We start from the raw sequence: 24,251 nt of genomic DNA, 5'->3' as shown, positions 1-24,251 counted from the left end.
AGGTCGGTCACCTCACCCAATCGGGAGCCCTTGCGGCTCCCTTTTTTATTTGAAAGATGCATATGACCATTCAGCAACTGCGCGAGATGATTGCCAACCTCGCAACCCAGTCCCAGAACTTGCTGGCCAACAAGGGTGACGCCAAGTGGTCGCCCGAAGACCAAGCGAAGTTCGACGGCTTTGTCAGCGAGATTAACGCTGCCAAGGTGCAGATCAAGAACATCGAAACCATGCGTGAACTGGAAGCCGATCAGTTCTTCAACGTCAACCCGGCCAAGAAGGAAGACGGCGTGCAAGTCGACGCGCTGGTCGCCGTCGCGCTGTACCTGCGCAATGGCACCAATGTGACCAACGAGCAGGCCATCCAGATCCGCAACGCAATGTCGACCACCACGTCGGCAGAGGGCGGCTACACCGTTCCGGCCGAAATCGCGACCATGGTCATCGACAGGCTGAAGGCATACGGCGGCATGCGTGAAGTTGCCACGATCCTGACCACTGCAGGCGGCAACGCGATGAACTGGCCCACTTCCGACGGCACCGGTGAAGTTGGTTCGATCGTCGGACAGAACCAGCCGGCACCGACTGGCGACGTCACCTTCGGCACCGTTGCGCTGAACCCGTTCTACTACACCTCGAACCAGATTGCGCTGCCGCTGGAGCTGATCCAGGATAGTGCCATCGACGTGATCGCCTTCGTGGTCAATCGCCTGGCCACCCGTATTGCCCGCATTCAAAACACGCACTTTACGACTGGCGCCGGCACGACTCTGCCCGACGGCATTATTCCACGCGCCGGCGTCGGCAAGGTCGGCGCCACCGGCCAGACCGTCACTGTCACCTACGACGACCTGGTCGACCTGAAGCACGCTGTCAATCGCGCTTACCGATCCAACGCGAAATACATGATGGCCGACGCTTCCGTTGCGACCGTCTCGAAGCTCAAAGACACCACCGGCCGCCCGATCTGGGCACCCGCAATTACCCAGGATGCGCCCGACATGCTGAACGGTTTTCCTGTCGCGATCAATGACGACGTGCCGGTGATGGGAGCAAACGCGAAATCGATCGCATTCGGCGACCTCTCCCAATACACGATCCGTGATGTCGCCAACACGACCGCTATGCGTCGCTTTGATGATTCGGCCTTCGCGCTGAAAAACCAAGTCGGCTTCTGCGGCTGGACTCGTTCGGGCGGCAACCTGCTGGAGCCTGCGGCCGTGAAGGTCTACACCAACTCCGCGTCGTAATACGCAAGCAGGCGGCGGGCTTCGGCCCGTCCTTCGCCACTTATCCAGGAAACCATCATGGCCAAATCCAATACCGCAGCCGCGCCCGCAGCGCCAGCGCCCACTTTTGCAGATCCGGAAGTGGCGCCCGAACCAGTGGCTGAGCCGGTCGCCAATACCACGCCCGGCGCGCCTCCAACCGTCAAAGCCCGCGTGCTGGTCGCCGGCCCGCACGGCGAATGCAACGACGTCGTCGAACTCGACGCCGAACTTGCCGCAACGCTCGCCGGCACCATCGACACCGACCCGGCCGCTGTGGCCTACGCCGAATCCCTGACCAAGGAATAAAATGACAATCCGCCTCCTTGCCGCATATGGCATTTACCCTGCAAACGCCATTGTCACCATCGACAGCGGCACGGAAGCGGGTCTGATCGCCGCGAAGATGGCATCAGCCAATCTGACCGGCGGGGTGGTCTACGTCCCGCCAGTGCTACCCAACCAGTTCCGCACCACTAGCTTGGTCCTGGACGGCGCGGGCAACGTTCTGGGGCTTGCCGGCCCGAACAACACGATCATTACCCTGGGCGGCGGCGCATCCATCACCAAGCCGTTTACCCCAGTCGCACCGACCCTCACCGCCATGGCAAACGCCATCTCGGTTGCCTATACGATTCCGGCGGACGGCGGCAACGCCATCACGAGCGCCGAATTTTTGGGTAGCGACGGCGCCACCACCGCGCTGACTGGTAGCCCGCAGACGATCGCAAAGACGGCAGGCGCTTCCATCACCGGCCGGGTGCGCTTCCGGAACTCCTTCGACTGGTCCGATTTCTCGCCGGTGTCGAACAGCGTGCAGCCGACCAGCGGGACCGCTGCGCCAGCAGTCTTGAGCGCCGCAGCCATCACCGGTACGCCACAGCAGGGCGTTCCGCTCGCCATTACCGGCGCAACCTTCAGCGGTAGCCCGACGCCGACCGTCACCCGCGTCATTCGCATGGATGGCACCCAGGTGGCCAGCGGCACTCAGTCGACCGGCTACACCCCGTTGGTTGGCGACGTCGGCAAGATCCCGAGCGTGACCGACACGGCATCGAACGGTGTCGGCTCGGCGGCGGTATCAACCGGTGCTGGTGCGGCGGTCATCGCTGCGGCGGGCGGGGTTACGAATAACGCCATTGTATCGTCGAGCAGCTTCCCTACCGCATTGTTGTCGTGCCCCGCCGCTATCGGTTGTCAAATCCCCCACGTGGCCAGTCCCGAAGGCGATATCAGCAACTTGGTTTTCACCGATCAGCGCACCTTTATCAATGACTCGTTTGTCGCCTTCTACTCGACGGCAAACAACACCGCCGATTCGGCGTGGCGGAAATACGTCGAATATCCAATCGGCACTTTCACACCCGTTCTGTACGGCGGCGCGGCTCCGATGGTTATTGGCAATACGAAGCGCACGATCACTAGCGATCCGTTGGCAATCACGATTCCAGCAGGCGCAACCTGGTTCGAACATACCCTTAATTTGAGCGGCGTTACTGTCGATTGTGCCGCCATTGAATTGCCGGCTTCGTCTGCCGCGCTCGGAACCTTGCACGCTAAATACGCCACCTCCGGCAATGCGCCAGCGCATCAAACAGCGGGCACCGCGAGCACGTTCTATTTTGGCTCATCCCTTATTACCGGCACTGTGGCGGCCGCGAACGTCAAATCGCACGTCATCCTCGCTGACAGTCTCGGCTTCGGTACGGGCGACGTCACCGGCGTCGGCGCCAAAGGTTCGAGCGGTATGATCCCGCGCGTCTTCGATAAAACGGGTAAACCTTATGCTAAGTTTGCCAAGGGCGGCATGGGCGTCCAGCACTTCGTCGCGCTGTTTGCCAGCGCAAATGGTGATCTTGACCCGTACTTCGCGTTGCTGAACGCCTCAGCTACGCATGTGGCAAATCTTTATGGGGTCAACGATCTGCGATTGAATCGTACGCAGACGCAGTTGTTTGCCGACTACGCCACCGTCAACGCCAAGTTCTCGGGTAAGGCCATGGCGCTTACGACCCTCACCCCGCGAACCGATTCGACCGACGGCTGGGCTACTGTGGAAAATCAAACGCAGCGGAACGACGGCAACTGGGGTGCGCTCACCTCTGTCAACACCGGCATCCGCGCTGGCATCGCCGGTATCACCACCGTCATCGAGACGTCGGATGCCGCGAGTACTGCGCGCAACAGCAACACTTGGCCGGCCAATTCCACGACCGACGGCACGCACCCGAATACCGCGCGGTCGGCGGCAGTGGCTGCGGCCATTACCTACGTCCCTGCGTAACCATGACCATCACCACCGAAACCGGGGCCGGCCTGCCTGAAGGGAGTATGCGATGACCATGATCCGCACCGCTGCCCCGACCGTGCTCGCCGTTACATTGGACGAGGCTAAGCAGGCACTGCGCATTGACGGCAACGACATGGATGCGCTGGTCACCATCTGGACTAAGGGCGTCATCGCCGATCTGGAGCACGAGACCGGCCAGCGCATGATGGAGCAGACGTGGGAGGTTCGCTTGCCAGCTTTCCCTGGCGTGCAGTGCTGGGCGCTCGGCCAGCCGGCGCCGGACGTCAAAGCTGTCGAGATCAACCTCCCGCATCCGGTGATGACCGTCACTTCCGTGACTTATATCGACCAGGCCGGGGCCGGGCGCGTGATGGATGCATCCGAATATCGCATCAACCGCAGCCGTTACGCCACCACGCTGTTGCCCGCGCGCGGCGCCACATGGCCGGCGACCGCCGACGGTGAGGACGCCGTGGTGGTGGTAGTGAAATGCGGGTATGGGAACACGCCGGCCGCAACGCCGGAGGAGGTCCAGTTGTACATCCTGGCAAAACTCGCTGAGCAGTTCGATCCAGCGACGCGCGTGGAGCGGGACACCGTCCAGTCGAAATTCATCGACGGGCTGCTCGATCGCGTCCGGAGCTACGCGTGAGCCTGCCCGCGCGCCTCGATAAGCGCGTTACCATCCAGAAGGCGGCCGACGGTCGCGACGCGGGCGGTCAGCCGATCGTCGGCTGGGTCAACGTGTTCCCGGACGGTGACGGCAAGTGCTGGGCCGAGATCAAAGATATCAGCGGCAAGGAATACATCTCCTCCGACGCCGAGCAGGCGAGCGTCACCACGCGCATCACGATTCGCCATCGACCAGGCCTGCCTTTAAAGCTGCGCGTGCTGTACGGCGCCGACGTCTACAGAGTTGCTGCCACGCTGGGCCAAACGGGCCGCGATCTGCTGTTGATGTGCTCCAGGGGTGATGCGTGAGTTTCAATATCAACCTCTCCGAGATGGCGGGACTGAAGGCTAAATTACGGGCTTTTGGCGAAACAGTGAAGAACGAGGTGGCCATCGAAGGCGCGGCCGGCATGGCGCTAGTTATCTACGACGAGGCGCGGATGCGCGTCCCGGTTTCACTTTCGCCGCACTTTTTTTACGGTAGCCAGTTTAAGAAAAACGGAACCAAGTACTTGTTCCAGCCAGGCACCCTGAAGGACGCCATCTACCGCGTCTTCTCGCCGGAAAAATCGAGAGCCACGCTCAAGCTGTACCGCGTCAGCTGGAACCATCGGAAGGCACCCTATGGCGCGATGGTCGAGTTCGGGACCTCGCGTGCGCCAGCGCACTCGTTCATCAGGACATCGACATCCAGGCTAAACGATGCGATGGACGCCGGCAGGGCGCGGATGACGGCGAAATTATCAGAAATTGAGGCTCGCTCATGAGTTTGGATGCCCAGCTTTTCGCGGCGTTGTCGCCTCTGGTCAATGGCGAGGTCTATCCCGACGTCGCCCCCGATGGAGTGGCGAGGCCCTATATCACGTATCAGCAGGTCGGCGGCGACGTCGTCAACTACACGGAGGGCTCAATCCCGGACCGCCGCAACGCACGGGTGCAGATCAACGTGTGGGCCGAGACGCGACTCGGCGCCTCGAGCCTGAGCGAATTGGTCGAAGACACATTGCGCCCGATCACCGAACTGCAGACGTCCGTGATCGGCGCGCGCGCCTCCGTCTACGAGCCCGAAACAAAGCTGCGCGGTGCCCGACAGGATTTCAGCATTTGGTATTGAAGCACAACTTTCCAGCCCTTCATGGGCACCACCAGGCCGCCGCAAGCGGCTTTTTTTACGTCCATTGAAAAGGATTACACCATGGCACAAGTACCCACCGGCACGCTGTTCTTTATCGCAACCTCCTACGGCACCCCGAAAACCACCACCATCGTCACCAACGCGGCGGAAGCCGTGGTCACCTCCGTCGGCCACAGCTTCGCCAACAACGACATCCTCGAAGTCACGTCGGGTTGGGGGCGTATCAGCCGCCGCGTCTTCCGCGCCAAATCGGTAACCACCGATACCTTCGTGCTGGAAGGCCAGGACACGACCAATTCGAACTTCTTCCCGGCCGGGCTTGGCATCGGTTCGGTTCGCAAGATCCTGACCTTCACCCAGATCACCACCGTGATGAACCCTGCGTCGTCCGGAGGCGACCCGAAAACGGTCAACTACAAGTTCACCGAATCGGACACCGAGTTCTCGATCAACGACGGCTTCGCCGCCACCGGCTACACCATGAACCTGGACGCCGACTCCATCGGCACCGCCGGCTACACCGCGCTCAAGTCGCTGACCGAAGTGCAGACCGACACCTGCTTGAAGATGCTCAGCCGCTCCGGCGCGACCATCTACCAGCCATGCACCGTCGCCCTGAACGAGGCCGTAAAGCTGCAAGACGGCCAGATCAACCAGGTGTCGGCCGCCTTCAACGGCAACAACCGTCTGACGCGCTACGCCGCGTAAGCATTTCCCGCGTCTCCAAGGCCTTCATCCGCAGGCTTTTTTACGCCCGCCTGGTCGCACCTTGCGGGTTTTTTTATTCCACTGAAAGCAAAAAATGGCAAACAAAGTCACGCTGGGCAACAAACCAAAAACCTTCGAAAAAGCTGTGGGCATCGTTCTGCTGGACGGCTCGATCGCAGATATCGAGGTCAAGTTCATCTACCGCACGCGCTCGGAATTCGCTGCGCTCTTCGATCCGAAATCGGAAGAGCCGGCCGCAGCGCCAGCCGCCGGCGCGCCGCAAAAGACCGTCGCTGACTACTTCATGGAGCAGGACAAGTCGAATACCGAATTCGTGCTGAAAATCGCCGAAGGCTGGGATCTGGACGACAGGTTCGGCGAGCCGGCGCTGTTGCAGCTGGAGGACGAATATCCCGGCGCGCTCGCCGCCATAGCACTGACCTATCGCCAATCGGTGGGCGAGGCGCGCGTAAAAAACTGATCGCGCTTGCACGGTCCATGTACGAGCGAATCCCGACTCAGCAAGAAATGGAGGAGTCGGGATTCGCCCCGGAGGACTTTGTGAGCGACCCGGTCGAGATATATCCCGACAACGAAGTGGTGCATCGTCTGTTCGCCAAGATGGACACGCAATGGCGCGTCGGCATGAATGGCCCTACTGGACTGGACTACCACTTCGCCCTACACAAGATGGACCGCATGGGCTTGGTGCCGGACGAGTACGAGCAGATGGAGGCCGATCTGCGCACGATGGAAATCGCCGCGCTGCAGGAAATGCGCAAGAAGTAACAGCCGCCTCGAGCGGCTTTTTTTATTGGAACCCCATGTCAAATACCGTCGGCGGCGCAACAATCGAACTGGGCGTAGATTCGACCCGTGTCGATTCCGGGCTGGACAACGTCGACGCGCGGGTTGACCGCACCGGTCGTAACCTTCAGAACCTCGGCTCGCAAGGTCGTCGGTCCCTGGATGGCATCGCGGAAGGCGCCACGCGCGCCGCCAGTGGCATGGACGCGGCCACCCGCAACATCACCCAACAGCTGCAGCGCGCCGTCGCCGGATTCGGCGCGGGCAAGAAGGCCGCCAGCGAGTTCTTCGAGGACTTGGCCGGTCGTCGCGGCGCCAATCTCGCCACCCTGACACCGCTCCTCACCCAGTTGCGCGAGCTCGAAGCCGCCCAGGCGCGCGCCGCTGCCAGTGCTGCGGCCACGTCTGCCGCACAGCAGGCCGCAGCGCAAGCTGCCGCCGAGGCCGCGCGCGTACAAGCCGCCGCCGCCCGCGAGGTGGCACAGGCCCAAGCGAGGCAGGACGATTTTATCGCCGCTCTGCGGGAGCAGGTTGCCCTCTACGGAAAAAGTGCGGATGAGGTCACCCGGTACCGTGCTGCCCAGGCTGGCGCCGCCGGCGCCGCTGAACCGCTGATTCAAGAGCTCGGCCGGTTGCGGGCTGCCGAAGAGTCGGTGGCCACTGCTGCGCGTGCGGCCGCCCAGGCCCAGCAGCAGGCCGTGCAGACGCAGGCGAAGAGTGACGCGTACGTGGCCGGCCTGCGCGAGCAGGTCGCGCTGTATGGCAAGACGGCCGACGAGATCATGCGCTACCGTGCTGCCCAGGCCGGCGCCGCCGGTGCCGCCGAGCCGCTGATCCAAGAATTGACGCGCCTGAAGGCGGCGGAGGATGCCGTCGCCGCCGCCGCACGCGCATCCGCGCTCGCGCAGCAGCAGGCCGCTCAGGCGCAAACCGGGCGCGACAACTTCATCACCGGTTTGCAGCAGCAGGCCGCCGCCATTGGGAAGACCCGCGTCGAGTTGCTGGAGTTGCAGGCCGCTCAAATGGGCGTCGCCGCGCAGGCCGCACCGATGATCGCCCAGCTGCGTGCCCAAGAGCAGGGCTTGAACCGCACGGGCATGTCCGCCGCCGCCACCGCCGCCGCGCTGCGTGGCGTGCCGGCGCAGTTCACCGACATCGTCACCAGCATCCAAGGAGGCCAGCCGGTTCTGACCGTCCTGCTGCAGCAGGGCGGCCAGCTGAAAGACATGTTCGGCGGTGCCGGCAACGCCGCGAAGGCCTTGGGCGGGTACGTGCTCGGCCTCGTCTCACCCGTGACGATCGTCGCGGCAGCAGTCGCGGTGCTCACGGTCGCATACGTTCAGGGCGCTAATGAATCAATCGCCTATGGTAAGGCGATTGCCACCAGTGGCAACGTGGCTGGAACGACCGCAAACCAGCTCAGCAACATGGCCCGCGCCATCAGCCAAACCGTCGGCACCCAAGGCGCTGCCGCCGAGTCGCTCGTCGCTATCGTGGGCACCGGCAAGGTCGCCGCGGAGAACCTACAAAAGTTCAGCCTGGTCGCAATCCAGGCGCAGCGCGCGCTCGGCAAAAGCGTAGAGGACACGGCTGGTGAATTCGCCGAGCTGGGCAAAGCACCTGCCGCGACGCTACTCAAATTGAACGAGCAATACCATTTCCTCACGGCCGAGGTGTACAACCAGGTGAAGGCGTTGGAGCTGCAAGGGCGCACCATCGAGGCGGCAACGATTGCGCAGACTGCTTATGCACAAGGCGCATCGACCGTATCGGCGAAGGTGGAGGCGAACCTCAGTGGCTTGAGCAAGGCGTGGATCAAGGTCAAGGATGAGGCCAAGGGCGCTTGGGATGCAATGCTCAACTCCGGCCGCCCTGAAACGCTTGAGGACAAGCTCGCCGCAGTGCAGGCGCGGATCGCGAAGGCATCTAAACCCGCACCGAAGGCGCCAGGCAAAGACGTGGGCTCGGTGCTGTTTGCGCAGCAATATGATCGCTTTAGCGGTCGTGGGGAGGCGAGCCTACAAGTCGCCGAAGACTTGAAGCTTGAGGCGAGCCTGCGCAACCAGATCAAACTGGAGGGAGAAAAGGCCGAGAAGGAACGCGAGTCCAACAAACTACGCGAGGCCGGCGTTGTCTGGGCGGCCGACAACGAGAAGTATCTCACTCGCGAAATGCAGCTGAAGAACGAGCTGAAGCGCGCGACCGAGCAGGGTGCAGAAGCCAAGGTTGATCCGAAACTGATTGAGGATCGTCTTGCCGCCATCCGTAAAAAATACGCCGATGTCTACAACCTGACGATCGACCAGCAGATCGAGAAGATCAAATCGCGCGGCGAGGTCGAAGAGGAGCGGGCGAAGCGAACCGCCATGAACGTGGCGTCCGCGCGCTCGGCCGGCCTCGCCACCAGCCTGTCGGCGGAGATCGACTATGCGACGAAGGTGGAGGAGCTCGACCAGGCCGCCCTTGCGCGGGAGAAGTCGCGCCTACAGCAGGAGCTGACCCTTACGGCCGGCAAGCCGAATAGCCTGAAGGAGCAGGCCGCCCTGCGCGCGCAGATCGCGCTCATCGACGAGAAGGCGCTGACTCGGCAGGCGCAGCTAAAGAATGAAATATTCGAGATCGAGGTAAAGGATACGCGCCAGTCCGCCGCGAACCTGGCCGATCTCGCGCAGAAGCGCGGCGACGAGGCTGAGGCTTTGGATGCCCAACTGGTCGCCCAGCGTGACGCGAACGCCCTGATCGGTCTGAGCAAGGATCGTGTCGCCGACTTTAATCGCGCCCTGGTGGAGGAGGTCGCCACCCGCAAGGAGGTGGAAGCCGGAATTCTCGACACCATCGTCGGCCGCGAGACCGAGGCCGTGGCGCTGCGTCGGAGCGCTGCGGCCATTCGCGGCATCGGCGACGCGCAGCGTGAATCGATCCTCAAGACTGCTCAGGTGGACCAGCAGAAAAAAGTGTGGGAGTCGATCGAGCAGACCGCGCACGACACCTTCATTTCGATCTTCGACAGTGGCAAATCCGCATTCGATCGCCTTCGCGACACGCTGAAAAACGGGCTGTTGGACCTGCTGTACCAGATGACGATCAAGAAGTGGATCTTCAACATCGGAGCGCAGGTCAGCGGTTTTTCGGGCATCGCAAACCTTGCCGGCCCGTCTGGCGCTGGCTCCGCTGGAGCTGCCGGGCAGGCAACGAGCCTCCTGCAAACAGGGAAGGGCATCTACGACGCGATCACGACCGGGTTTTCGGGCCTTTCCGCTACCACGGCCGAAGCGGTGCAGACCGGGCTCAACATGCTGGGCACCTATACTGGATTCTACTCGGCCGCCGGTTCGGGCATGCCGGTTTCGGGCCTAGCGAGCGGTGCCGGCGCTGCCGCTGGCGCGCTTGCCGGGATCGCCGGCGGGGTATACGGCGGGCGGCTGGTGTCAGGCGGCTATTCCGCATTTGGGGGATCGGGCAACAGTGCAGTGAACACAGGCACAGCTGTTGGCGCGGTGGTCGGCAGTATCGTGCCGGTGATCGGGACCGCCATCGGCGCCCTCGTCGGCGGCCTGATCGGCGGGGCTGTGAACCGCGCATTCGGAATGGGCGATAAGAAAATATCGACCCAGGGCGTGCGCGGAACGCTGACAGCGGATGGCTTCACCGGTGAGGACTATGCGAATTGGACGCAAAAAGGTGGGTGGTTCCGCAGCAATAAATCTGGTACCGATACCTCTCCGGTCGACGCAGGCGTCAGCACGATTTTCTCCGACACCTACAAGCAGTTGAAAGCCGTCAGCGGCGACTTTGCCAAGACGCTCGGCGCAGATATCACCAGCCTGGCCGGTCGCACGCAAAAACTCGACGTCACGTTAACCAAGGACGTTGAGGCCAACAAGGCGGCTATCGCAACGTTCTTCTCCGGCGTGGCGGACACCATTGCAAAGGAACTGGTCCCCAGCTTGAGCAGTTTCGCTGCCGATGGCGAAGCCGCCAGTGCGACCCTGCAGCGCCTCGCCGGCGACTACAAGGCGGTGGATTCGGTTTTGCTGACCATCGGCCGGACGTCGATGCAAGCGTTCGGCGCCGTGGGTGTTGCCTCAATCGCGGCCCGCGAGCGCCTGATTGCCGCCGCCGGCGGCCTTGATCAGCTGGCCAGCGGCACAGCGTTCTTCGCGCAGAACTTCCTGTCGCCGGAAGAGCAGATGAAGCCGATCATCGAGAACATCGGCGATCAGCTGAAGGCCTTGGGGCTGGCGGGAGTCGACACCACGGCCGAGTTCAAGGCGGCGGTGCTGGACCTCGCCAGCAGCGGGAAGCTGGCGACCGAGGCTGGAGCGGCGCAGTACGCCGCGCTGCTCGCGCTGGCGCCGCAGTTCAAGCAGATGACCGACTACACCGACTCATTGGCGGGATCAGCGAAGCAAGCTGCGGCGAAGTTAGCGGAGCTCAACAGCAGCTACGAAAGCGACATCAAGTCCCTTGAGCGGTCGCTGATGACATCGGCGCAAGCGCGCGCGGCTGACGTAGCCGGGCTGGATGCGTCCACCCTGAAGCTGTACGAGCGCCGCGAAGCGCTGCAGGCGGAGGTGGCGGCAATCGAAGCGGCCAAGCAGGCGGCTCAGTCCCTGCGCACGGCCGTGGACGTGGCCTTCAGTTCCCTCACAGCGTCGGTCAATTCTGAAAAGTCGAAGCTGGAAGCGGCCACCAAGGCGCAAGGCAACATCTTGCAGGCGCAGATTGACCGGGTTGGCCTGTCGATCAGCGACCTGACCTCGTTATCTGGGTCGCTTCAAAGCGCGCTCGATGGCATGACGGTTCCCGGTCAGGAGGCGGAAAGCCGCGCTCAGGCGCAAGCGCAGATCTCGGCGGCGCTGGCGATCGCGAAAGCCGGCGGCGCGCTGCCAAAGGCCGAGGACCTGAAGTCGGCTCTGAGCGTAATCGGCAAAGATTCGTCGTCGCAATTTGCGTCGTACCAAGACTATCAGCGCGACCTGTATCGGACGGCCAATGACGTCTCCGGGCTCGCCGAGCTGACGGAAGCCCAATTGACGAATGAGCAAAAGGCGCTTGCGCTGGCCCAGAAGCAAAAGGACATCCTTCAACAGACCTACGAGAACGAAATCGCCCGCCTGGATCAACTTGTAGCGGCGGACCAGCAAAAGGTCGACCTGCTCAATGGCATCAAGGTAGGTGTCGATTCGGTCCCTGCGGCGTTGGCGGCGGTAGCGGCAGCGGTCAAGGCGGCTCAGGCAAACCCAACTAACGGCAGTGGCGCTATCACTGCCATGTTCCAAAACCTGCTCGGTCGCGCACCGGCAGCCAGCGGGCTTCAATTCTGGACCGGGGCACTTAGCAGCGGTACGTCGACGCTGGAGGATATCCAGAAGGCCATCATGGCTAGCGACGAATACAAGAAGCTGCATCCGTTCGCGGTCGGCACGAACTATGTTCCGCGCGACATGCCGGCCTACATCCACGAGGGCGAAGCGATTATCCCGGCTGCCGACAACCGCGAACTAATGGCGCGACTGTCGGCACCGCGCGAGAGCAATGCTGCGCTGCTGGCGGAAGTGATCCGTCTGCGCGCAGCGGTCGAGAAGCTGCAAGGTCCAGCCGACCGGACGGCTAATAGCTCGGAAGCATCATCCAAGACGCTCACGCGCGTAACGCAAGGCAAGGACTACATCGTCACAAGGGAATTTGCATGAGAGTCATTCCACCGCTTGCCGTCACCGACGCCGTCCTGATATCAAGCTCAATTGTCGAAGTCGCGCCGGCGGCGCATGCCATCGGGACCACCTATAGCGCCGGGGCCACCAGCAGCACCGGAGTCATTGGCGGCGTGATCACTGTGTGGAAGTCGCTGGCAGCCGGAAATGTCGGCCACGCACCGTCAAGCAGTCCCACATGGTGGCAGAACATCGGCACCACGTACGCGGTCTACGATCCTACGCACTCCTACTCGCTGGACGACTACGTAATCGACCCGGTTGCGCACCTCGTCTACCAGTCGATGATCGCGGGCGCAAACCTTGGCCAGCCTCTGGCGACGGGAACGGCGTGGCGGCCGGCCGGGCCGACGAACAAGATGGCGGCATTCGACAACCTGCGAAACACGCAGACCGTGGCGCCGGTTGATATCGTCTATACGCTGGCGCCTGGCGTGCGCACCGATTCCATCGCCGTGATCGGCCTGGATGCATCCAGCGTCTCTATCTCGGTCACGACAGGTGGGCGGGAAGTGTATGCCGTTTCTGTCGCGCTGAGCCTGCGTAAGTCGTTTCGCTGGCGGGACTATTTTTTCGGCCAGTTCAAAACCCGCAAGGCCATTCAGTTCTTCAACCTGCCGCCGTACCGAAATGCCGAGATCACCGTCACCGTCCACAAGACGAATGGCCTGCGTGCCGTCGGCGGGATCATCGTCGGCAATGCCGTCTACCTCGGCAAGACCTTGGCGGCCATCACCTCCGATCACCTTAATTTCTCCAACGTCGAGCGCGACAAATTCGGCAACGTCACGCTGCAACCGCGCCGTTCGGTGCCGAAGGTGAACGAGCGCGTTGTGTTCGACAAAAGCCTAACCAGTGCTTTGTTGGAGGTGCGCGAGCGGCTGAACGGGGTGCCAGCGGTCTGGTCGGCGCTGGACGACTTCCGATCGAACAATTTCGAGCCCACGTTTATTTTTGGCATCCACAAGGAATTCAGCCTCGACCTTGAGCCGTCCACGCACGGCATCATCACCCTTGAATTAGAGGAAGTGTAACAATGAGCATAAACGTCCCTCCAGCAGTTTCAGTGCTTCCGCCGGCTCCGAGCACTGATCGCGTCGACTCGTTCGACGTCGAGGCCGATGATCTTCTTGGCGCACTCCAGCCATTTAGTGAGCAACTGTCCGCCCTCGGTCAAAACGTGTACACGAATGCGGTGGATGCGCACGATAGCGCCACCACCGCCAGCACCCAAGCTACCCAAGCCAACACCAGCGCCGGCACCGCGACCGCCCAGGCTGCGGTCGCCGCCGCGCAAGCGGCAATCGCCACGACCAAGGCCACCAACGCGGCGGACAGCGCGGCAGCTGCGGCGGTCAGCGCCTCGAACGCGGGCACGACAATTACAGCCACCAGCACGAGCTCCGTGTTGGTCGGGAATGGTGACAAGGTTTTCGTCGTCGGCGCCGGCAAGCAGTTCCTCCCCAACATCCCTATGGTCGCCGCTGCGCTGAATGTGAAAATGTTCGGCGCCGTGAAAAGTTATGTCGGTCCCAACCTGACGCTGACCATCGATAGTTTTGAAGGGACAGGTACTCCGAATGACTGGTCGATCTCGGTTGCTGGTCCGGACGGCCCTACCGGCGGCACCGCCGGCGGCACGCTGACCAGCGCGCTCAATCTGAAGAAGGGCGCCGACCTGGCCAGTGCGTCCACGATCGATCCATGGTCCACGGGCGGCAACTTCGGCGATCTGACCGGCGGCGCAACCATCAACGCATTCGCCCCAGCACCGCAGCCGGGTAGCAAGCGCTCGTACCACATCACCGGCACGCCGACCATCACGGCTGGCGCCAGCCTTAAGGTAAAGGGCGGTTCGGTCACGCTGTTGCCCGGCGACGAGATCGACATCACGGCGCGCACAACGACGGAATTCCTAATCGACGTGCGGCGCGGGGCTGGTATCGCCGCATCCGGCTTCCGCCACTGGCGCGTCATGCGCGCGTCCGGAAACTTCATCCCCAAGGTTACCGGTCCTCACCTCATCATCCAGATTGGCGCGCCGGGCGGTGGCGGTGTTGTCGGAACCGGTTTTGGTAGTTGTGCAACTGGAGCTGGTGCGGGCGGCGTCTCTATCGCCATCCGGCAACTGACGGCCGGAACACCTTACGCCTTCACCTCTGGCAGCGGCCCGTCGACGATCACGTATGCCGGCACTCCGATCAATGGCACCGCTGGAGGCGTCACGACGTTTGTTGTCCCAGGCTACGCCACCATGACGTGCAACGGCGGTGGCGGCGGTAACGCGGCCACAGTCGGTCCGGTGCTCGGCGGACTGGGCGGCACGGCCAGTGGTGGCGATATCAATATCACTGGCGGGCGTGGAGGCAACATCACGGGCAATGACGCGACGGGACTGTACGCCACGGGCGGGGGCGCACCTGGTATCCAGGGGATTGGCTACAACGGCGGCGATATTACTACCGGAGGCACGTTAGCGACAGTATCGGGCGGCGCAGCCCTTGGCGGCAAAGGTGGTGATGCTGCTCAGGGTGGGCGGGGTGGCGGCGCAGGCGCAGGTGGGCCCGGTGGCGACGCTCTCACGAATGTAAATGGCGCTGCCGGGGTGAACTCGGACGGCGATGCTACTGGGCTGGCGACTTACGCGCAGACATTCGCTAATGCCACTGGTGCGGGCTCTGCGGGTGTGAACGCCGGCAGCACTAGCCCCGCGATAAGTTATTTTGGTGGAGCAACAGCTGGTCACGTTGGTAGCGATGCGGCGAGGCAGGCAACTGGTTTTGGCGCTATGGGTGGGACCGCATCCTTTTCGATAAACACCATTCGCCAACCGCAAGGCCCTGGGGGCGGCGTCGGAGGATTTGCTGGCGCCGCGCCGGGGAATCCAACCGGTGGGGCTGCGGAGGGTGGATTGATTTTTATTGGATGGAACAACTAAGAGGTAGACAATGGCTAACATTCCGTACGCATGCACCGGTCACGAAAAGATCGGCAACGCTAATATCTACGAGGGCGGGGCGAAGATCAACACGATCAACACGTCGCGCTGCCATGTCGAGTGGTACTGCGCCACCAACGGCTACACGTGGGACTGGCGCGACGACGACCCTGATGCAACACCTGAGCCCGAAGACCCTCCAGCTGAACCACCCGCAGCCACCACACCCGCTTAAGCGGGTTTTTTTACGCCCAATGAAAGGCAAGCATGCCAGCAGACGAAATGACCACCGCCCTGCATCACGCGGAAAACCAGCGCCGGATCGCGGAAGTGGAGGGTGTCGTGGCGCAGGTTGTCGTCCGCCTCGACGCAATGGCCAGCGATGTCCACACCCTCAAGGGCAATATGGCCGGCAACACGACCCTCACGCAGGAAACGCTCGCCGGCATCGACGCGATCAAAGCGCTGATTGGCCAGCTCGACATCCCCTCGCTTCGCGACATGGGGGAGGTGATGACATCCATGCGGGGCGGCGTCCGTGTGCTGGGCTGGCTCGAGCGGCCGGCGAAATGGGTTGCCGCCATGGCTGGCGCCGCCGCTGCCGTCTACGCACTCTGGAAGCTCAAATGAAAAATATCAAACTGGTCGCGGACCGCGCGGCTATCAAGAAGCGTTGGTCGGTGAAGATCATCAAGGTCGGCGCCGCCGCCTTCACAGCTTGGGGCGCGCTGACGGCCGCCGGGTTAGTCAGCACCGTCCCGCCATGGGTGCCACAGGCGGTGGCCGCGGTCGGCTTCGTCGGCGCCTTCCTCGCCGCCTACTTGGCGCAACCAAATCTTCCGGAGAAAGAATAGCCATGAACCTGACTGAACACTTCACCCTTGAGGAGTTGGTGGCATCGCAGATCGCCGCGCGCCGCCGAATCGACAACCGGCCGGGGCCGGCCATCATCGAGAACTTGCGCCGCCTCGCCGCCTTGCTCGAGCAAGTGCGCGCGCTGGTCGACCGCCCGATCACGGTGTCAAGCGGCTACCGGTCGCCGGTGCTGAATGCGGCCGCCGGCGGCGCGCGCGACAGCGCCCACATGCAGGGCTTGGCCGCCGACATCACCGTTGCCGGCATAGCACCGAAGGATCTGGCCAAGGCCATCATCAATGCCGGCATCGAGTTCGACCAGCTGATCTACGAGGGAACCTGGGTCCATATTGGCCTGGCCGCCGGCAAGCCGCGCAACCAGGTGCTGACCGCGACGTTCTCGCCGGGTGGCGTGGTCTATTCGGTCGGTATCCGATGAACCCGCTCGCCCTCAACCCGTTCGTGCTGCTCGGCGCCGGCGCGGCCGCCCTAGCGATCGGCTTCGGCGCCGGCTGGCAGGTCCAGGGCTGGCGCGGCGCGGCCGAGCTCTCCGGCGTAAAGCTAAACAACGCCGAGGCCATCACGCAGGCTTCGGCCGTCGCGCTGTCCGACTACAAACTGGCCGCCACCGTCATCAAGGACGCGGCCGGTACCGCACAGGTCGATATCACAGCCCTGGGCGTCAAGCTCGACACCATCAACCGGAAGATCAAAAATGCGCCACCTCCATCGCTACCTGCTGATTGCAAGCCTGGTCCTGCCCGGCTGCGCAACCTCGCCGAAGCCGCAGCCGCCGCCGACGCGGCCGCCGCTCGACCAGTACCTGGCAAGTGACTGCGCGCCGATCGGCGCCGTCCCGATCACCGATGACTTCGACGTGCTCGATACCTGGGTGCGGGAGCACCTGTTTTTGATCATTTCCGATTGCGCCATCCGGCACCGAAAGACGGTCGACGCCTGGCCGAAATAACCCTTGGAGCATCACATGCATATTCGCCACCTCGTTGCGCTCGCCGCCGCATTCCTGCTCAGCGCGTCGCCTGCCAGCGCCCAGACATCCACCAGCACCGGCGCCACCGTGTCGGCCGGCTCCTCCGGCTCGAGCAGCACCGTCGGCGCCGTCATCACGCCAGCGGCGCCGGCGCCGGTCGCCGCGCCCGGGTTCGGCACCTTCCTGCGGCCGTTCGCGATCACGTCGCTGTGGAACGCCCGTCCGGTCAACCCGCGCTTCGGCAGCTATATCATCCCCGAGTCCGATTACGCACCTTTCGTCGGCCCCGGCCAGTATTCCACTGGCGCGTTCGAGGCGCGGCCGGGCGACCTGCCGGCGACGATCTACCCGGTAGCGGGCAAGGCGGGCGTGTGGGACCCGGACGGCGAAATGTGGCTGCCGTCGGTCACGATCCCGCGCTGGCCAGCCGACACCACGCCAGCGACGGGTGGCGACGGCCATGCCGACGTGGTCGACTCGGTTACCGGAATCGTGCATTCGTTCTGGGGCTTGAAGAAGGTCGCGGGCCGATGGGTCGCGGCGCAATACGCCTGGACCCGGATTGACGGTACCGGCTGGGGCGGCCCGTCGCACCACTACCAGGGCGCGCGCGCTGCAGGTGTGGCGCCCATCGGAGGCCTGATCCGCAAGCACGAGATCAACGATGGCGCGCCGATGTACCGCCACGCGCTGTCGATGTCGCTGACGTTCAACGCACTGTCGCCGAAGCCGGCCTACATTTACCCGGCCACCTCGGCCGACACCTACGCTGCCAGCCTGAACTCCGGCCAGCTTCCGGAGGGCGCGCTGATGATGCTGCCGCCGTCGTTCAACCTGACCAGCGTCACCAATCCGGCACTGCGCAAGGTGGCCGCCACGCTGATGACCTACGGCGCCTACGTGGTCGACCAGAACGCCGGCACGCCTTTCTACATTTATGTTGAGAACGGCTCCGATTTCAGCCTGCATAAAGGTGGGTGGGACAGCAAGGCCGCGCTCGACCTGCAGCTGATCCGCGCCTCGCTTCGCCAGGTGGTGGCGGCCGATTCGTGGCTGGACGGTGCCGGCCGGCCGATGGCGCTGGAGAAGAACCTGAACCTGCTGTCGATGCGCGGCGGCTGGTCGCAGCACCGGGGTTCGACGCGCGGCGTGTACGACACCGCGTCGCAGTCGCTGAAATTCCCGGCGACGTCGACGCCAGCAACAATGGCTAACGGAAATGGGCGCGGCATCAGCATCGTCAACTGGTCGAAGCCGGCCGCCGGCGACAAGCTGAAACTCACCGCGGCGACCACCGGCGGCGGCAAACTGACGCTGGAGGTGTGGTCCGGCGCCACCATAACCTATTCGACCGGCGCGCTGGCGAACGGTGAGACGAGCACGTTCACCGTTCCGACGGGCGCCTGGTGGGTGCTGTATGCGACCAGCGGCACCGGCGGGCCGTCGAGTGTGAGCGGGACCCTGGTGAAGGTGTCGCTGTAGTTAGAGCGGTCGACTGGCCGCGTGCACACGCCTACGAGGGAAAGCTCAAGGCGGCTATTGCGGGCTGTCTGTAGAGCCGACCGGCTGCACGACTTCCAGCTGGCCGGGCCGGAACACCTCGAACTGCGGCTCGCCGTCGAGCACCCATTCGCAGTAGATCCCATTCCGCACGCCTTCCCAGTCGTGATCCTCGCCAAGAGCGGAGCACGTCACCCACATCACCTGGCCATTGGGCTTGCCGCCCATGCGGACCAAGTCGCCCTCGTTTGGCCTGTCCTCGTTTAATTCGTTCGTCATATCAATCCCATCTGCGTGTCGGGCGCCGGCGGTGCTGGCGCCTTCTTTGCGCGTGGCGGTACCGGAAATTCCCACGACCGCATCAGTTCGGCAGGGTAGGGGCGCAGGAAGCTGCGCGCATATTCCGGATCGTTGCAGTTCAGCCAATCATCCCATTCTGCTTGCGGTACCACCACCAGCGCACGCTTTTCGTCGCCCGGTTTGTGGAATCGCCTCATCAGCGGGTGGTCGTCGGCGTTCATTGTCAGCTGGGTGAACGATGCCGTCCTGCCCGCCTCGTCTTCCCATTCCCGCCACAGGCCGGCCACGGCGAACATCGACTGGTCCGCCATCCCGATTCCCCACCGTACCGCCTTGCCGCTTTCGTAGCAGGGCTCATAAAACGCAGTCATCGGCACAAGGCATAATTGCGTCCGCTTCCAAGCGCCGGAAAACGACCGGAGCTGGCCAACCGTCTCAGCGCGCGCGTTCATCGTGTCGTACGGACGCACGCCGGCCGGAATTTGCTGACGCGGCACCATGCCGTAGGTCGCCAGCAAACCCTTGCGGCCGCCGTCGGCGCCTCGTCGCACGATGGGCGCTGCATAGTCCTTCCACGCCTCGGTTTTCCAGACGCCGACCTCGCGCAAGTTGATCAGCACGCCCATCACGGTGTTGAGCATGTCAGGGTCTGGCGGGCGATAATTGACGCACATGATTTTCTCGGCGAGATCAAAGTGACATCATAGCGCTTTTCGAGATTCGCAATTATACTGTATATCCATACAGTATATTGTTTTCATGAAACACATGAGTTTTCGACCACCACTTACCGCTGTCGAGCTGCGCGACATCGGCCTGCGCCGTGACCCGGCCGACATCATTCGCCTGTTGTGGGAGATCAAGCGGCTGCGCGCGATCGCGCTGCGTGCACACCAATATCAGTTGACGGCTCGAGGAGGCATCGGCGGCAGCGACCTGGTGCTGAACGCGCTGCGGCGCGAGCTTGAGGGTGAGCCTGTCGTGGCCGAGCAGGCGCCGCTGGATGATCTGCATGAGCGCCAAGAGAGGGGGCCGCGTGGCGGCGACCCGGACCGCTAGTCGCGGCGCGCTGCTGGCCGCCGGCTATTTTGGCCTCAACCCAGGTGGAACCCATTTCATCGTCGGCGGTTCGGTGATGGGCTTGCCCCCCCCCCTTCGACGACCGACCGCGCGACGACTGGGTGGCCGATGCCATTTATGAAGAATGATATGCCCATCGCGCGCAATGCTTCGATTTGGCGCGATTTACTCTTCCGGCCCGCCAGCACCGCTATCTCCTCAGGCGAGAGGAATGTGCGAGGCGCGGCCTCCAGCTACTCGATCCGCCACCGGAGGTTCGCGATTGCGTCGAGCATCTCCGATATTTCAGCTTGGCTCAACGCGCCTCCGCTGCCGCCTTGAGGCCTCCAAGAACTCTTTTGTTCCGGACCAGGCGGTCTCGCGTGGTGCCTTCGGTATGTCGCCTGGCGGATTGGCCTTCAACCAAGCCTTGCACTCGACGAGATCGTAGCGGTGCGACCGCTTCCCAACCGGCGTGTATGGAAGCCCCCGCAGCTCCAAGCGTCGGATGGTCGAATCGCTCACGCCCAGCGCTGCGCAAATATCCTGCCTGTTCAGTTCGCCCATGTGTCACCCCCTGTGAGCGCCTAAGATAGCAAGATACATATCGGTGCGGCGCTGCGTTGGAGGGCCTCAACTATTAAGACGCGCAGTAATCATTTTGCCACTGGCCAAGAAATATGAGTGTCGAACAAATGGGCTAAAAATTTTTGACGCATTGAAAGTTTAATCAATTTCTCGGGCTCATGTTCACGAGATGCAATATGATTGTGGCATTCGGCAAGAACAGCGCTTAAAATCGGCGGCTCCGATTTTTCTATTAAAAATAATTCCGCTTGCCAATTATCAATATCTTTCTCCGTGAAATCCCGCTTTCCGACCCGAGAAATTTCCGCTCTTAGCGCAAGATATTTTTGGGCTAACTCTGCATGGAGTCTAGCCTTATCGCTCCAACTGAAGAGGAGCGAAGGTAATGTTACAGCGGAGACCACTACCGCTGCCATCGCTTTCTGTTCTGGACTGGCCAGAAAAGAACTGAATGCTGCACCGCTTGCTATGAGAGAGCAGATTTTCGCCCAGCGGTCGGATAGGATAAAAAACCTTTCCCGTTTGCGATTGTACAATGCGCTTAGATCACATCGGTTAGTTACTCTCAACCATTGTTCCCACGCATAGTCCGACGGAATATTTTCTTCTGCGGTCATCTTGAACCTCGCTTAACGGATGCGGAGAGTATGACAGTTTGGTAACTCTTTGTGGAGTAAATGAAAGTTTAGCCTCAGCTGTTCGACAGCGATTCACGCAACCCGTTTGCGGATCGTTGTGATTTTGGCCGCCGACGGCATGGTCGCGCAGAAGTCCGCCCAGGCCTGCATGAGCATCACGCGCTTATCCAGCAGGTCGCCGCGCCGGTATGCCGCCTCAGTTTTGTCCGGTAGGCTGTGGGCCAGCGCGTGCTCGCAGACCTCGCGCGGGAATGAGTTGGCGACGGATTCCGAGCACCAGTCGCGGAAGGTCGATCGGAAGCCGTGCACGGTGATGTCCTTGCGGCCCATACGCCGCAGCACTGCCGTCAGGCTCATATCCGAAAGGGCGGTGGTGTCGGTCTTGCCAGGGAAAACCACATCGCCGAGCCTCGGCATGTTCTTGAGTAGCGCCAGCGTGTAGGTGGACAGTGGTACCCGGTGCTCCCGGCCGGCCTTCATGCGCTCGGCCGGAATTGTCCACAGCGCCGCATCCACATCAATCTCTTGCCATTGAGCGCCGCGCACCTCGCCGGAGCGTGTCGCGGTCAGGATTGCGAACTCCACTGCGCGCGCGCCGATGCCTTCCCGCTGGCGTAGGTCGACCATGAACGCCCCAATCTCTCGCCACGGCAGGGCGGGGTGGTGAGTAACCTTCGCCACTTTGCCCGGGTCGGCCAGCAGGTTGTCGAGATGCCCGCGCCAGCGCGCCGGATTATCTCCGGCCCGGAACTTACTGACGGTGGCCCAGTCGAGGATACTTTCGATCCGCCCGCGCAGCCTTGTGGCGGTTTCGGTCTTTTCGAGCCAGATCGGGCTGAGCACCTTGACGACCAGCGCGATGTCGACGGCCGCCACCGGGAGCGCGCCGATAATCGGGCTGGCATACGTGGCCAGCGTGTTCTCCCACTGGTTGGCGTGTTTGGCATTCTTCCAGCCGCCCCGATGGGCTGCGATGTAGGCGGCCGCGCACTGGTCGAACGTCATCATTTTGGCGCGCTCGGCGGCGCCGGCGAGCTGCTCGGCTTTGCGGACTTCAAGTGGGTCTTGGCCGCCCAGCAGATGGACTCGACATTCCTTTGCCTTCGTGCGCGCCTCCCCGAGGTTGACGGTATGCATCGGCCCCAGCCCCATTTCCCGCTGCTTGCCGCCGAAGGTGAAACGGAAGATCCAGCTCTTGCTGCCCGACTTGGAAACCTGTAGCCAAAGGCCGGCGCCGTCGCCATAATAGCCGGGCTCCTTCATCTTGCTCACCGCTAGCGGACTGAGCTTTTCTACCGTCTTCGCCATTTCCTACCCCCATCCCTACCCACATTAGATGCGCGGATTGTACCGCATTGGTACGGACGAGTGCGAACAAACGATTGTAGTTAAGCCCTTTATCCATAAGGCGAAACGAACAAATGCGAACTAGTTCGAATCCCTAAAGGGCGGACCCTCTCTCCGCCAAGAATAGAAATGTGAAAAAGGCCACCCTCGGGTGGCCTTTTTGCATTTCTTTCGTGGCGGAGCGAAGGAGGGCGCCTGCGTGCCCTCCGAGGTCGCCAAGGCGGCCGGTTCGAAGGCCTCGCCCCTGCAGGGGCGTGCCTCTCGGAATCGGCTGACTGCCGCCGCGTAAGCGGTGGCGCGCCGACAGGCGCAGCGCGTAGCGCAAAAATTCCTGCCAACACTGTTTCTCGCGTTCATTTGGCTGATTGTCAGACTTGACCCTCGACGCCGATGCTGCGCATGGAAATAGGTCCGGTCGACCTGTGCCTGTGGCGGCACAGCAACCGCGACCTCGGCGCCAAGATGATGCGAGGCCATCGCGCGGCGGGGGAGAAGCCCCCCGCCTTAGTTGGCTCGGGGCTTCTTACTTTTGCGCCGCTACTTCGCTACACAGTCATGCAAACTAGGCGCCCGACCAAGCGGCTCTTCCGTGACGACATGGAAGAGCGCAACAGGGCGGACGACCCGCCGCCGACGTCTGCTGCTACACAACGTGCGTGTCTCGCGTTCTGTAACCCCTGACAATGCGATTGCGATGCCTTCGGTTGCCGTTGAGCATGGTAATTAATTGCCCTAAGGGAATTATTGTGTTATATTGGGTTGCTAAAATAACAAAGAGGTATTCATGACACACACACTAGGAAAGAAGGTCGCCAGCGCGGTTGCGATTGGAGTAGTTGGCTGCTTGATACTGGGCACTGGTTTTTTGATCCTATTTGATGCGTTCGCAACCTGGGTAAATGTAGATTTTCGAATTTCAGTCCAAGTAGTGGCTTGGACGATCGTTGGAGTGCTCTCCTGTTTTATGCTTGCTCTTGGCGGCTATTGGTTTCGCGAAAAAAAACGCCTTTGGTATGGCGCGCTAGAGGTCGGGGTAGCGATGTTTGCCGCTGGTGCGGCGGTGTTTAACGGTATGGTTACGTCTCAAGCGCTATTTTTGTCGATACTGGCATTTACGGCCGCAATCTACATCGGCGTTCGTGGATTTGATAATGCCTTCCAGGCGGTAAAAAAAGAACAGGCAAAGGAATAAGAGGCAGTAGCGAAGAAAGCGCAAGATGATTTGTTAAAGAATGTAGTGCCGATATCCACCACAGAAGCGGTGACGGACAATTTGCACTAGCGCTCCCGACGTTAAGGTGAATTCCTATACACACTGCACTCGTAATGTGGTCTTAGAGCCTATCGATAGCAGTGACTTGGAGGCTAGCACCAATGCTATCGATGCTATCGATCGCGTGTAGCTTACCCGCAAATAGGTCTTGGGATATTTACGCTG

26 protein-coding genes are annotated in these 24,251 nt (G+C 62.1%); 21 read left to right on the top strand and 5 right to left on the bottom strand.

Annotated features, from left to right (window positions below; genetic code table 11):
- Positions 1-62: 62 nt before the first annotated feature.
- The 19 genes from NHH73_24950 to NHH73_24860 all read left to right on the top strand — a co-directional run bounded on the left by NHH73_24950 (position 63) and on the right by NHH73_24860 (position 18,863).
- Positions 63-1,250 (top strand): phage major capsid protein, encoded by a 1,188-nt coding sequence (locus NHH73_24950; protein ID USX25789.1) that lies wholly within the window; start codon positions 63-65, stop codon positions 1,248-1,250.
- A gap of 57 nt (positions 1,251-1,307) precedes the next feature.
- Complete coding sequence (locus tag NHH73_24945) at positions 1,308-1,577, top strand: hypothetical protein (protein ID USX25788.1); 270 nt, start codon at positions 1,308-1,310, stop codon at positions 1,575-1,577.
- Between the two features lies 1 nt (position 1,578).
- Complete coding sequence (locus NHH73_24940) at positions 1,579-3,552, top strand: hypothetical protein (protein USX25787.1); 1,974 nt, start codon at positions 1,579-1,581, stop codon at positions 3,550-3,552.
- A gap of 52 nt (positions 3,553-3,604) precedes the next feature.
- Positions 3,605-4,210, top strand: a complete 606-nt coding sequence (locus NHH73_24935) for a hypothetical protein (GenBank protein ID USX25786.1) — start codon at positions 3,605-3,607, stop codon at positions 4,208-4,210.
- Positions 4,207-4,539, top strand: a complete 333-nt coding sequence (locus NHH73_24930) for a phage head closure protein (GenBank protein ID USX25785.1) — start codon at positions 4,207-4,209, stop codon at positions 4,537-4,539. The genes NHH73_24935 and NHH73_24930 overlap by 4 nt, the downstream gene beginning before the upstream one ends.
- Positions 4,536-4,997 (top strand): hypothetical protein, encoded by a 462-nt coding sequence (locus tag NHH73_24925; protein USX25784.1) that lies wholly within the window; start codon positions 4,536-4,538, stop codon positions 4,995-4,997. The genes NHH73_24930 and NHH73_24925 overlap by 4 nt, the downstream gene beginning before the upstream one ends.
- Positions 4,994-5,344 (top strand): DUF3168 domain-containing protein, encoded by a 351-nt coding sequence (locus tag NHH73_24920; protein ID USX25783.1) that lies wholly within the window; start codon positions 4,994-4,996, stop codon positions 5,342-5,344. Before NHH73_24925 ends, NHH73_24920 begins: the two co-directional genes overlap by 4 nt.
- An 81-nt stretch (positions 5,345-5,425) precedes the next feature.
- Positions 5,426-6,073: a phage tail protein gene (locus NHH73_24915; GenBank protein USX25782.1), complete on the top strand. Its 648-nt coding sequence runs from the start codon at positions 5,426-5,428 to the stop codon at positions 6,071-6,073.
- Positions 6,074-6,167: 94 nt separating this feature from the next.
- The gene (locus tag NHH73_24910) at positions 6,168-6,554 is read left to right on the top strand and encodes a phage tail assembly chaperone (GenBank protein ID USX25781.1); all 387 of its coding nucleotides are present in this window, start codon (positions 6,168-6,170) and stop codon (positions 6,552-6,554) included.
- 80 nt (positions 6,555-6,634) lie between these two features.
- The gene (locus NHH73_24905; GenBank protein USX25780.1) at positions 6,635-6,862 is read left to right on the top strand and encodes a DUF1799 domain-containing protein; all 228 of its coding nucleotides are present in this window, start codon (positions 6,635-6,637) and stop codon (positions 6,860-6,862) included.
- A gap of 35 nt (positions 6,863-6,897) precedes the next feature.
- The gene (locus NHH73_24900; protein ID USX25779.1) at positions 6,898-12,576 is read left to right on the top strand and encodes a phage tail length tape measure family protein; all 5,679 of its coding nucleotides are present in this window, start codon (positions 6,898-6,900) and stop codon (positions 12,574-12,576) included.
- Positions 12,573-13,631: a hypothetical protein gene (locus tag NHH73_24895; protein ID USX25778.1), complete on the top strand. Its 1,059-nt coding sequence runs from the start codon at positions 12,573-12,575 to the stop codon at positions 13,629-13,631. Before NHH73_24900 ends, NHH73_24895 begins: the two co-directional genes overlap by 4 nt.
- Before the next feature lie 2 nt (positions 13,632-13,633).
- On the top strand, positions 13,634-15,535 hold the full coding sequence (locus tag NHH73_24890) for a hypothetical protein (protein ID USX25777.1): 1,902 nt from the start codon (positions 13,634-13,636) through the stop codon (positions 15,533-15,535).
- Between the two features lie 10 nt (positions 15,536-15,545).
- On the top strand, positions 15,546-15,770 hold the full coding sequence (locus NHH73_24885; protein USX25776.1) for a hypothetical protein: 225 nt from the start codon (positions 15,546-15,548) through the stop codon (positions 15,768-15,770).
- A gap of 47 nt (positions 15,771-15,817) precedes the next feature.
- A complete protein-coding gene (locus NHH73_24880; protein ID USX25775.1) occupies positions 15,818-16,165 on the top strand; it encodes a hypothetical protein in 348 nt (115 codons plus the stop codon).
- Positions 16,162-16,389 carry a hypothetical protein gene (locus NHH73_24875; protein USX25774.1) on the top strand — a complete coding sequence of 76 codons (228 nt, stop codon included), beginning with the start codon at positions 16,162-16,164 and terminating at the stop codon, positions 16,387-16,389. Before NHH73_24880 ends, NHH73_24875 begins: the two co-directional genes overlap by 4 nt.
- Before the next feature lie 2 nt (positions 16,390-16,391).
- Positions 16,392-16,829: a D-Ala-D-Ala carboxypeptidase family metallohydrolase gene (locus NHH73_24870; GenBank protein ID USX25773.1), complete on the top strand. Its 438-nt coding sequence runs from the start codon at positions 16,392-16,394 to the stop codon at positions 16,827-16,829.
- The gene (locus NHH73_24865; protein ID USX25772.1) at positions 16,826-17,224 is read left to right on the top strand and encodes a hypothetical protein; all 399 of its coding nucleotides are present in this window, start codon (positions 16,826-16,828) and stop codon (positions 17,222-17,224) included. The genes NHH73_24870 and NHH73_24865 overlap by 4 nt, the downstream gene beginning before the upstream one ends.
- Positions 17,225-17,375: 151 nt before the next feature.
- Positions 17,376-18,863 (top strand): Atrophin-1 multi-domain protein, encoded by a 1,488-nt coding sequence (locus NHH73_24860; GenBank protein ID USX25771.1) that lies wholly within the window; start codon positions 17,376-17,378, stop codon positions 18,861-18,863.
- Between the two features lie 54 nt (positions 18,864-18,917).
- On the opposite strand, the gene NHH73_24855 is transcribed toward NHH73_24860, so the two are convergent.
- A complete protein-coding gene (locus NHH73_24855) occupies positions 18,918-19,160 on the bottom strand; it encodes a hypothetical protein (GenBank protein USX25770.1) in 243 nt (80 codons plus the stop codon).
- Complete coding sequence (locus NHH73_24850) at positions 19,157-19,855, bottom strand: SOS response-associated peptidase (protein ID USX25769.1); 699 nt, start codon at positions 19,853-19,855, stop codon at positions 19,157-19,159. The genes NHH73_24855 and NHH73_24850 overlap by 4 nt, the downstream gene beginning before the upstream one ends.
- An 85-nt stretch (positions 19,856-19,940) precedes the next feature.
- On the opposite strand from NHH73_24850, the gene NHH73_24845 reads away from it, so the two are divergent.
- On the top strand, positions 19,941-20,240 hold the full coding sequence (locus NHH73_24845; protein USX25768.1) for a hypothetical protein: 300 nt from the start codon (positions 19,941-19,943) through the stop codon (positions 20,238-20,240).
- A gap of 56 nt (positions 20,241-20,296) precedes the next feature.
- Here NHH73_24845 and NHH73_24840 read toward each other — a convergent pair whose 3' ends face one another.
- The 3 genes from NHH73_24840 to NHH73_24830 form a co-directional block, all read right to left on the bottom strand.
- Entirely contained in the window at positions 20,297-20,449 is a 153-nt protein-coding gene (locus NHH73_24840; protein USX25767.1) for a DUF4224 domain-containing protein, read from the bottom strand.
- Positions 20,450-20,896: 447 nt separating this feature from the next.
- A complete protein-coding gene (locus tag NHH73_24835; protein ID USX25766.1) occupies positions 20,897-21,445 on the bottom strand; it encodes a hypothetical protein in 549 nt (182 codons plus the stop codon).
- A gap of 93 nt (positions 21,446-21,538) precedes the next feature.
- Positions 21,539-22,774: an integrase arm-type DNA-binding domain-containing protein gene (locus tag NHH73_24830; GenBank protein ID USX25765.1), complete on the bottom strand. Its 1,236-nt coding sequence runs from the start codon at positions 22,772-22,774 to the stop codon at positions 21,539-21,541.
- Positions 22,775-23,597: 823 nt separating this feature from the next.
- On the opposite strand from NHH73_24830, the gene NHH73_24825 reads away from it, so the two are divergent.
- Positions 23,598-24,005 (top strand): hypothetical protein, encoded by a 408-nt coding sequence (locus tag NHH73_24825; protein USX25764.1) that lies wholly within the window; start codon positions 23,598-23,600, stop codon positions 24,003-24,005.
- The last annotated feature ends 246 nt before the right edge of the window (positions 24,006-24,251 follow it).

It is taken from the genome of Oxalobacteraceae bacterium OTU3CINTB1 (genome assembly GCA_024123955.1).
Taxonomy (GTDB): Bacteria; Pseudomonadota; Gammaproteobacteria; order Burkholderiales; family Burkholderiaceae_D; genus Rugamonas.
This window is presented reverse-complemented; position numbering and strand designations above follow the sequence as displayed.

Excerpts from the sequence above, each read along its gene's own strand:
- NHH73_24950 (USX25789.1), top strand. The coding sequence starts at position 63 with ATGACCATTCAGCAACTGCGCGAGATGATTGCCAACCTCGCAACCCAG.
- NHH73_24945 (USX25788.1), top strand. The coding sequence starts at position 1,308 with ATGGCCAAATCCAATACCGCAGCCGCGCCCGCAGCGCCAGCGCCCACT.
- NHH73_24940 (USX25787.1), top strand. The coding sequence starts at position 1,579 with ATGACAATCCGCCTCCTTGCCGCATATGGCATTTACCCTGCAAACGCC.
- NHH73_24935 (USX25786.1), top strand. The coding sequence starts at position 3,605 with ATGACCATGATCCGCACCGCTGCCCCGACCGTGCTCGCCGTTACATTG.
- NHH73_24920 (USX25783.1), top strand. The coding sequence starts at position 4,994 with ATGAGTTTGGATGCCCAGCTTTTCGCGGCGTTGTCGCCTCTGGTCAAT.
- NHH73_24915 (USX25782.1), top strand. The coding sequence starts at position 5,426 with ATGGCACAAGTACCCACCGGCACGCTGTTCTTTATCGCAACCTCCTAC.
- NHH73_24910 (USX25781.1), top strand. The coding sequence starts at position 6,168 with ATGGCAAACAAAGTCACGCTGGGCAACAAACCAAAAACCTTCGAAAAA.
- NHH73_24900 (USX25779.1), top strand. The coding sequence starts at position 6,898 with ATGTCAAATACCGTCGGCGGCGCAACAATCGAACTGGGCGTAGATTCG.
- NHH73_24895 (USX25778.1), top strand. The coding sequence starts at position 12,573 with ATGAGAGTCATTCCACCGCTTGCCGTCACCGACGCCGTCCTGATATCA.
- NHH73_24890 (USX25777.1), top strand. The coding sequence starts at position 13,634 with ATGAGCATAAACGTCCCTCCAGCAGTTTCAGTGCTTCCGCCGGCTCCG.
- NHH73_24885 (USX25776.1), top strand. The coding sequence starts at position 15,546 with ATGGCTAACATTCCGTACGCATGCACCGGTCACGAAAAGATCGGCAAC.
- NHH73_24880 (USX25775.1), top strand. The coding sequence starts at position 15,818 with ATGACCACCGCCCTGCATCACGCGGAAAACCAGCGCCGGATCGCGGAA.
- NHH73_24875 (USX25774.1), top strand. The coding sequence starts at position 16,162 with ATGAAAAATATCAAACTGGTCGCGGACCGCGCGGCTATCAAGAAGCGT.
- NHH73_24870 (USX25773.1), top strand. The coding sequence starts at position 16,392 with ATGAACCTGACTGAACACTTCACCCTTGAGGAGTTGGTGGCATCGCAG.
- NHH73_24865 (USX25772.1), top strand. The coding sequence starts at position 16,826 with ATGAACCCGCTCGCCCTCAACCCGTTCGTGCTGCTCGGCGCCGGCGCG.
- NHH73_24860 (USX25771.1), top strand. The coding sequence starts at position 17,376 with ATGCATATTCGCCACCTCGTTGCGCTCGCCGCCGCATTCCTGCTCAGC.
- NHH73_24855 (USX25770.1), bottom strand. The coding sequence starts at position 19,160 with ATGACGAACGAATTAAACGAGGACAGGCCAAACGAGGGCGACTTGGTC.
- NHH73_24850 (USX25769.1), bottom strand. The coding sequence starts at position 19,855 with ATGTGCGTCAATTATCGCCCGCCAGACCCTGACATGCTCAACACCGTG.
- NHH73_24845 (USX25768.1), top strand. The coding sequence starts at position 19,941 with ATGAAACACATGAGTTTTCGACCACCACTTACCGCTGTCGAGCTGCGC.
- NHH73_24835 (USX25766.1), bottom strand. The coding sequence starts at position 21,445 with ATGACCGCAGAAGAAAATATTCCGTCGGACTATGCGTGGGAACAATGG.
- NHH73_24830 (USX25765.1), bottom strand. The coding sequence starts at position 22,774 with ATGGCGAAGACGGTAGAAAAGCTCAGTCCGCTAGCGGTGAGCAAGATG.
- NHH73_24825 (USX25764.1), top strand. The coding sequence starts at position 23,598 with ATGACACACACACTAGGAAAGAAGGTCGCCAGCGCGGTTGCGATTGGA.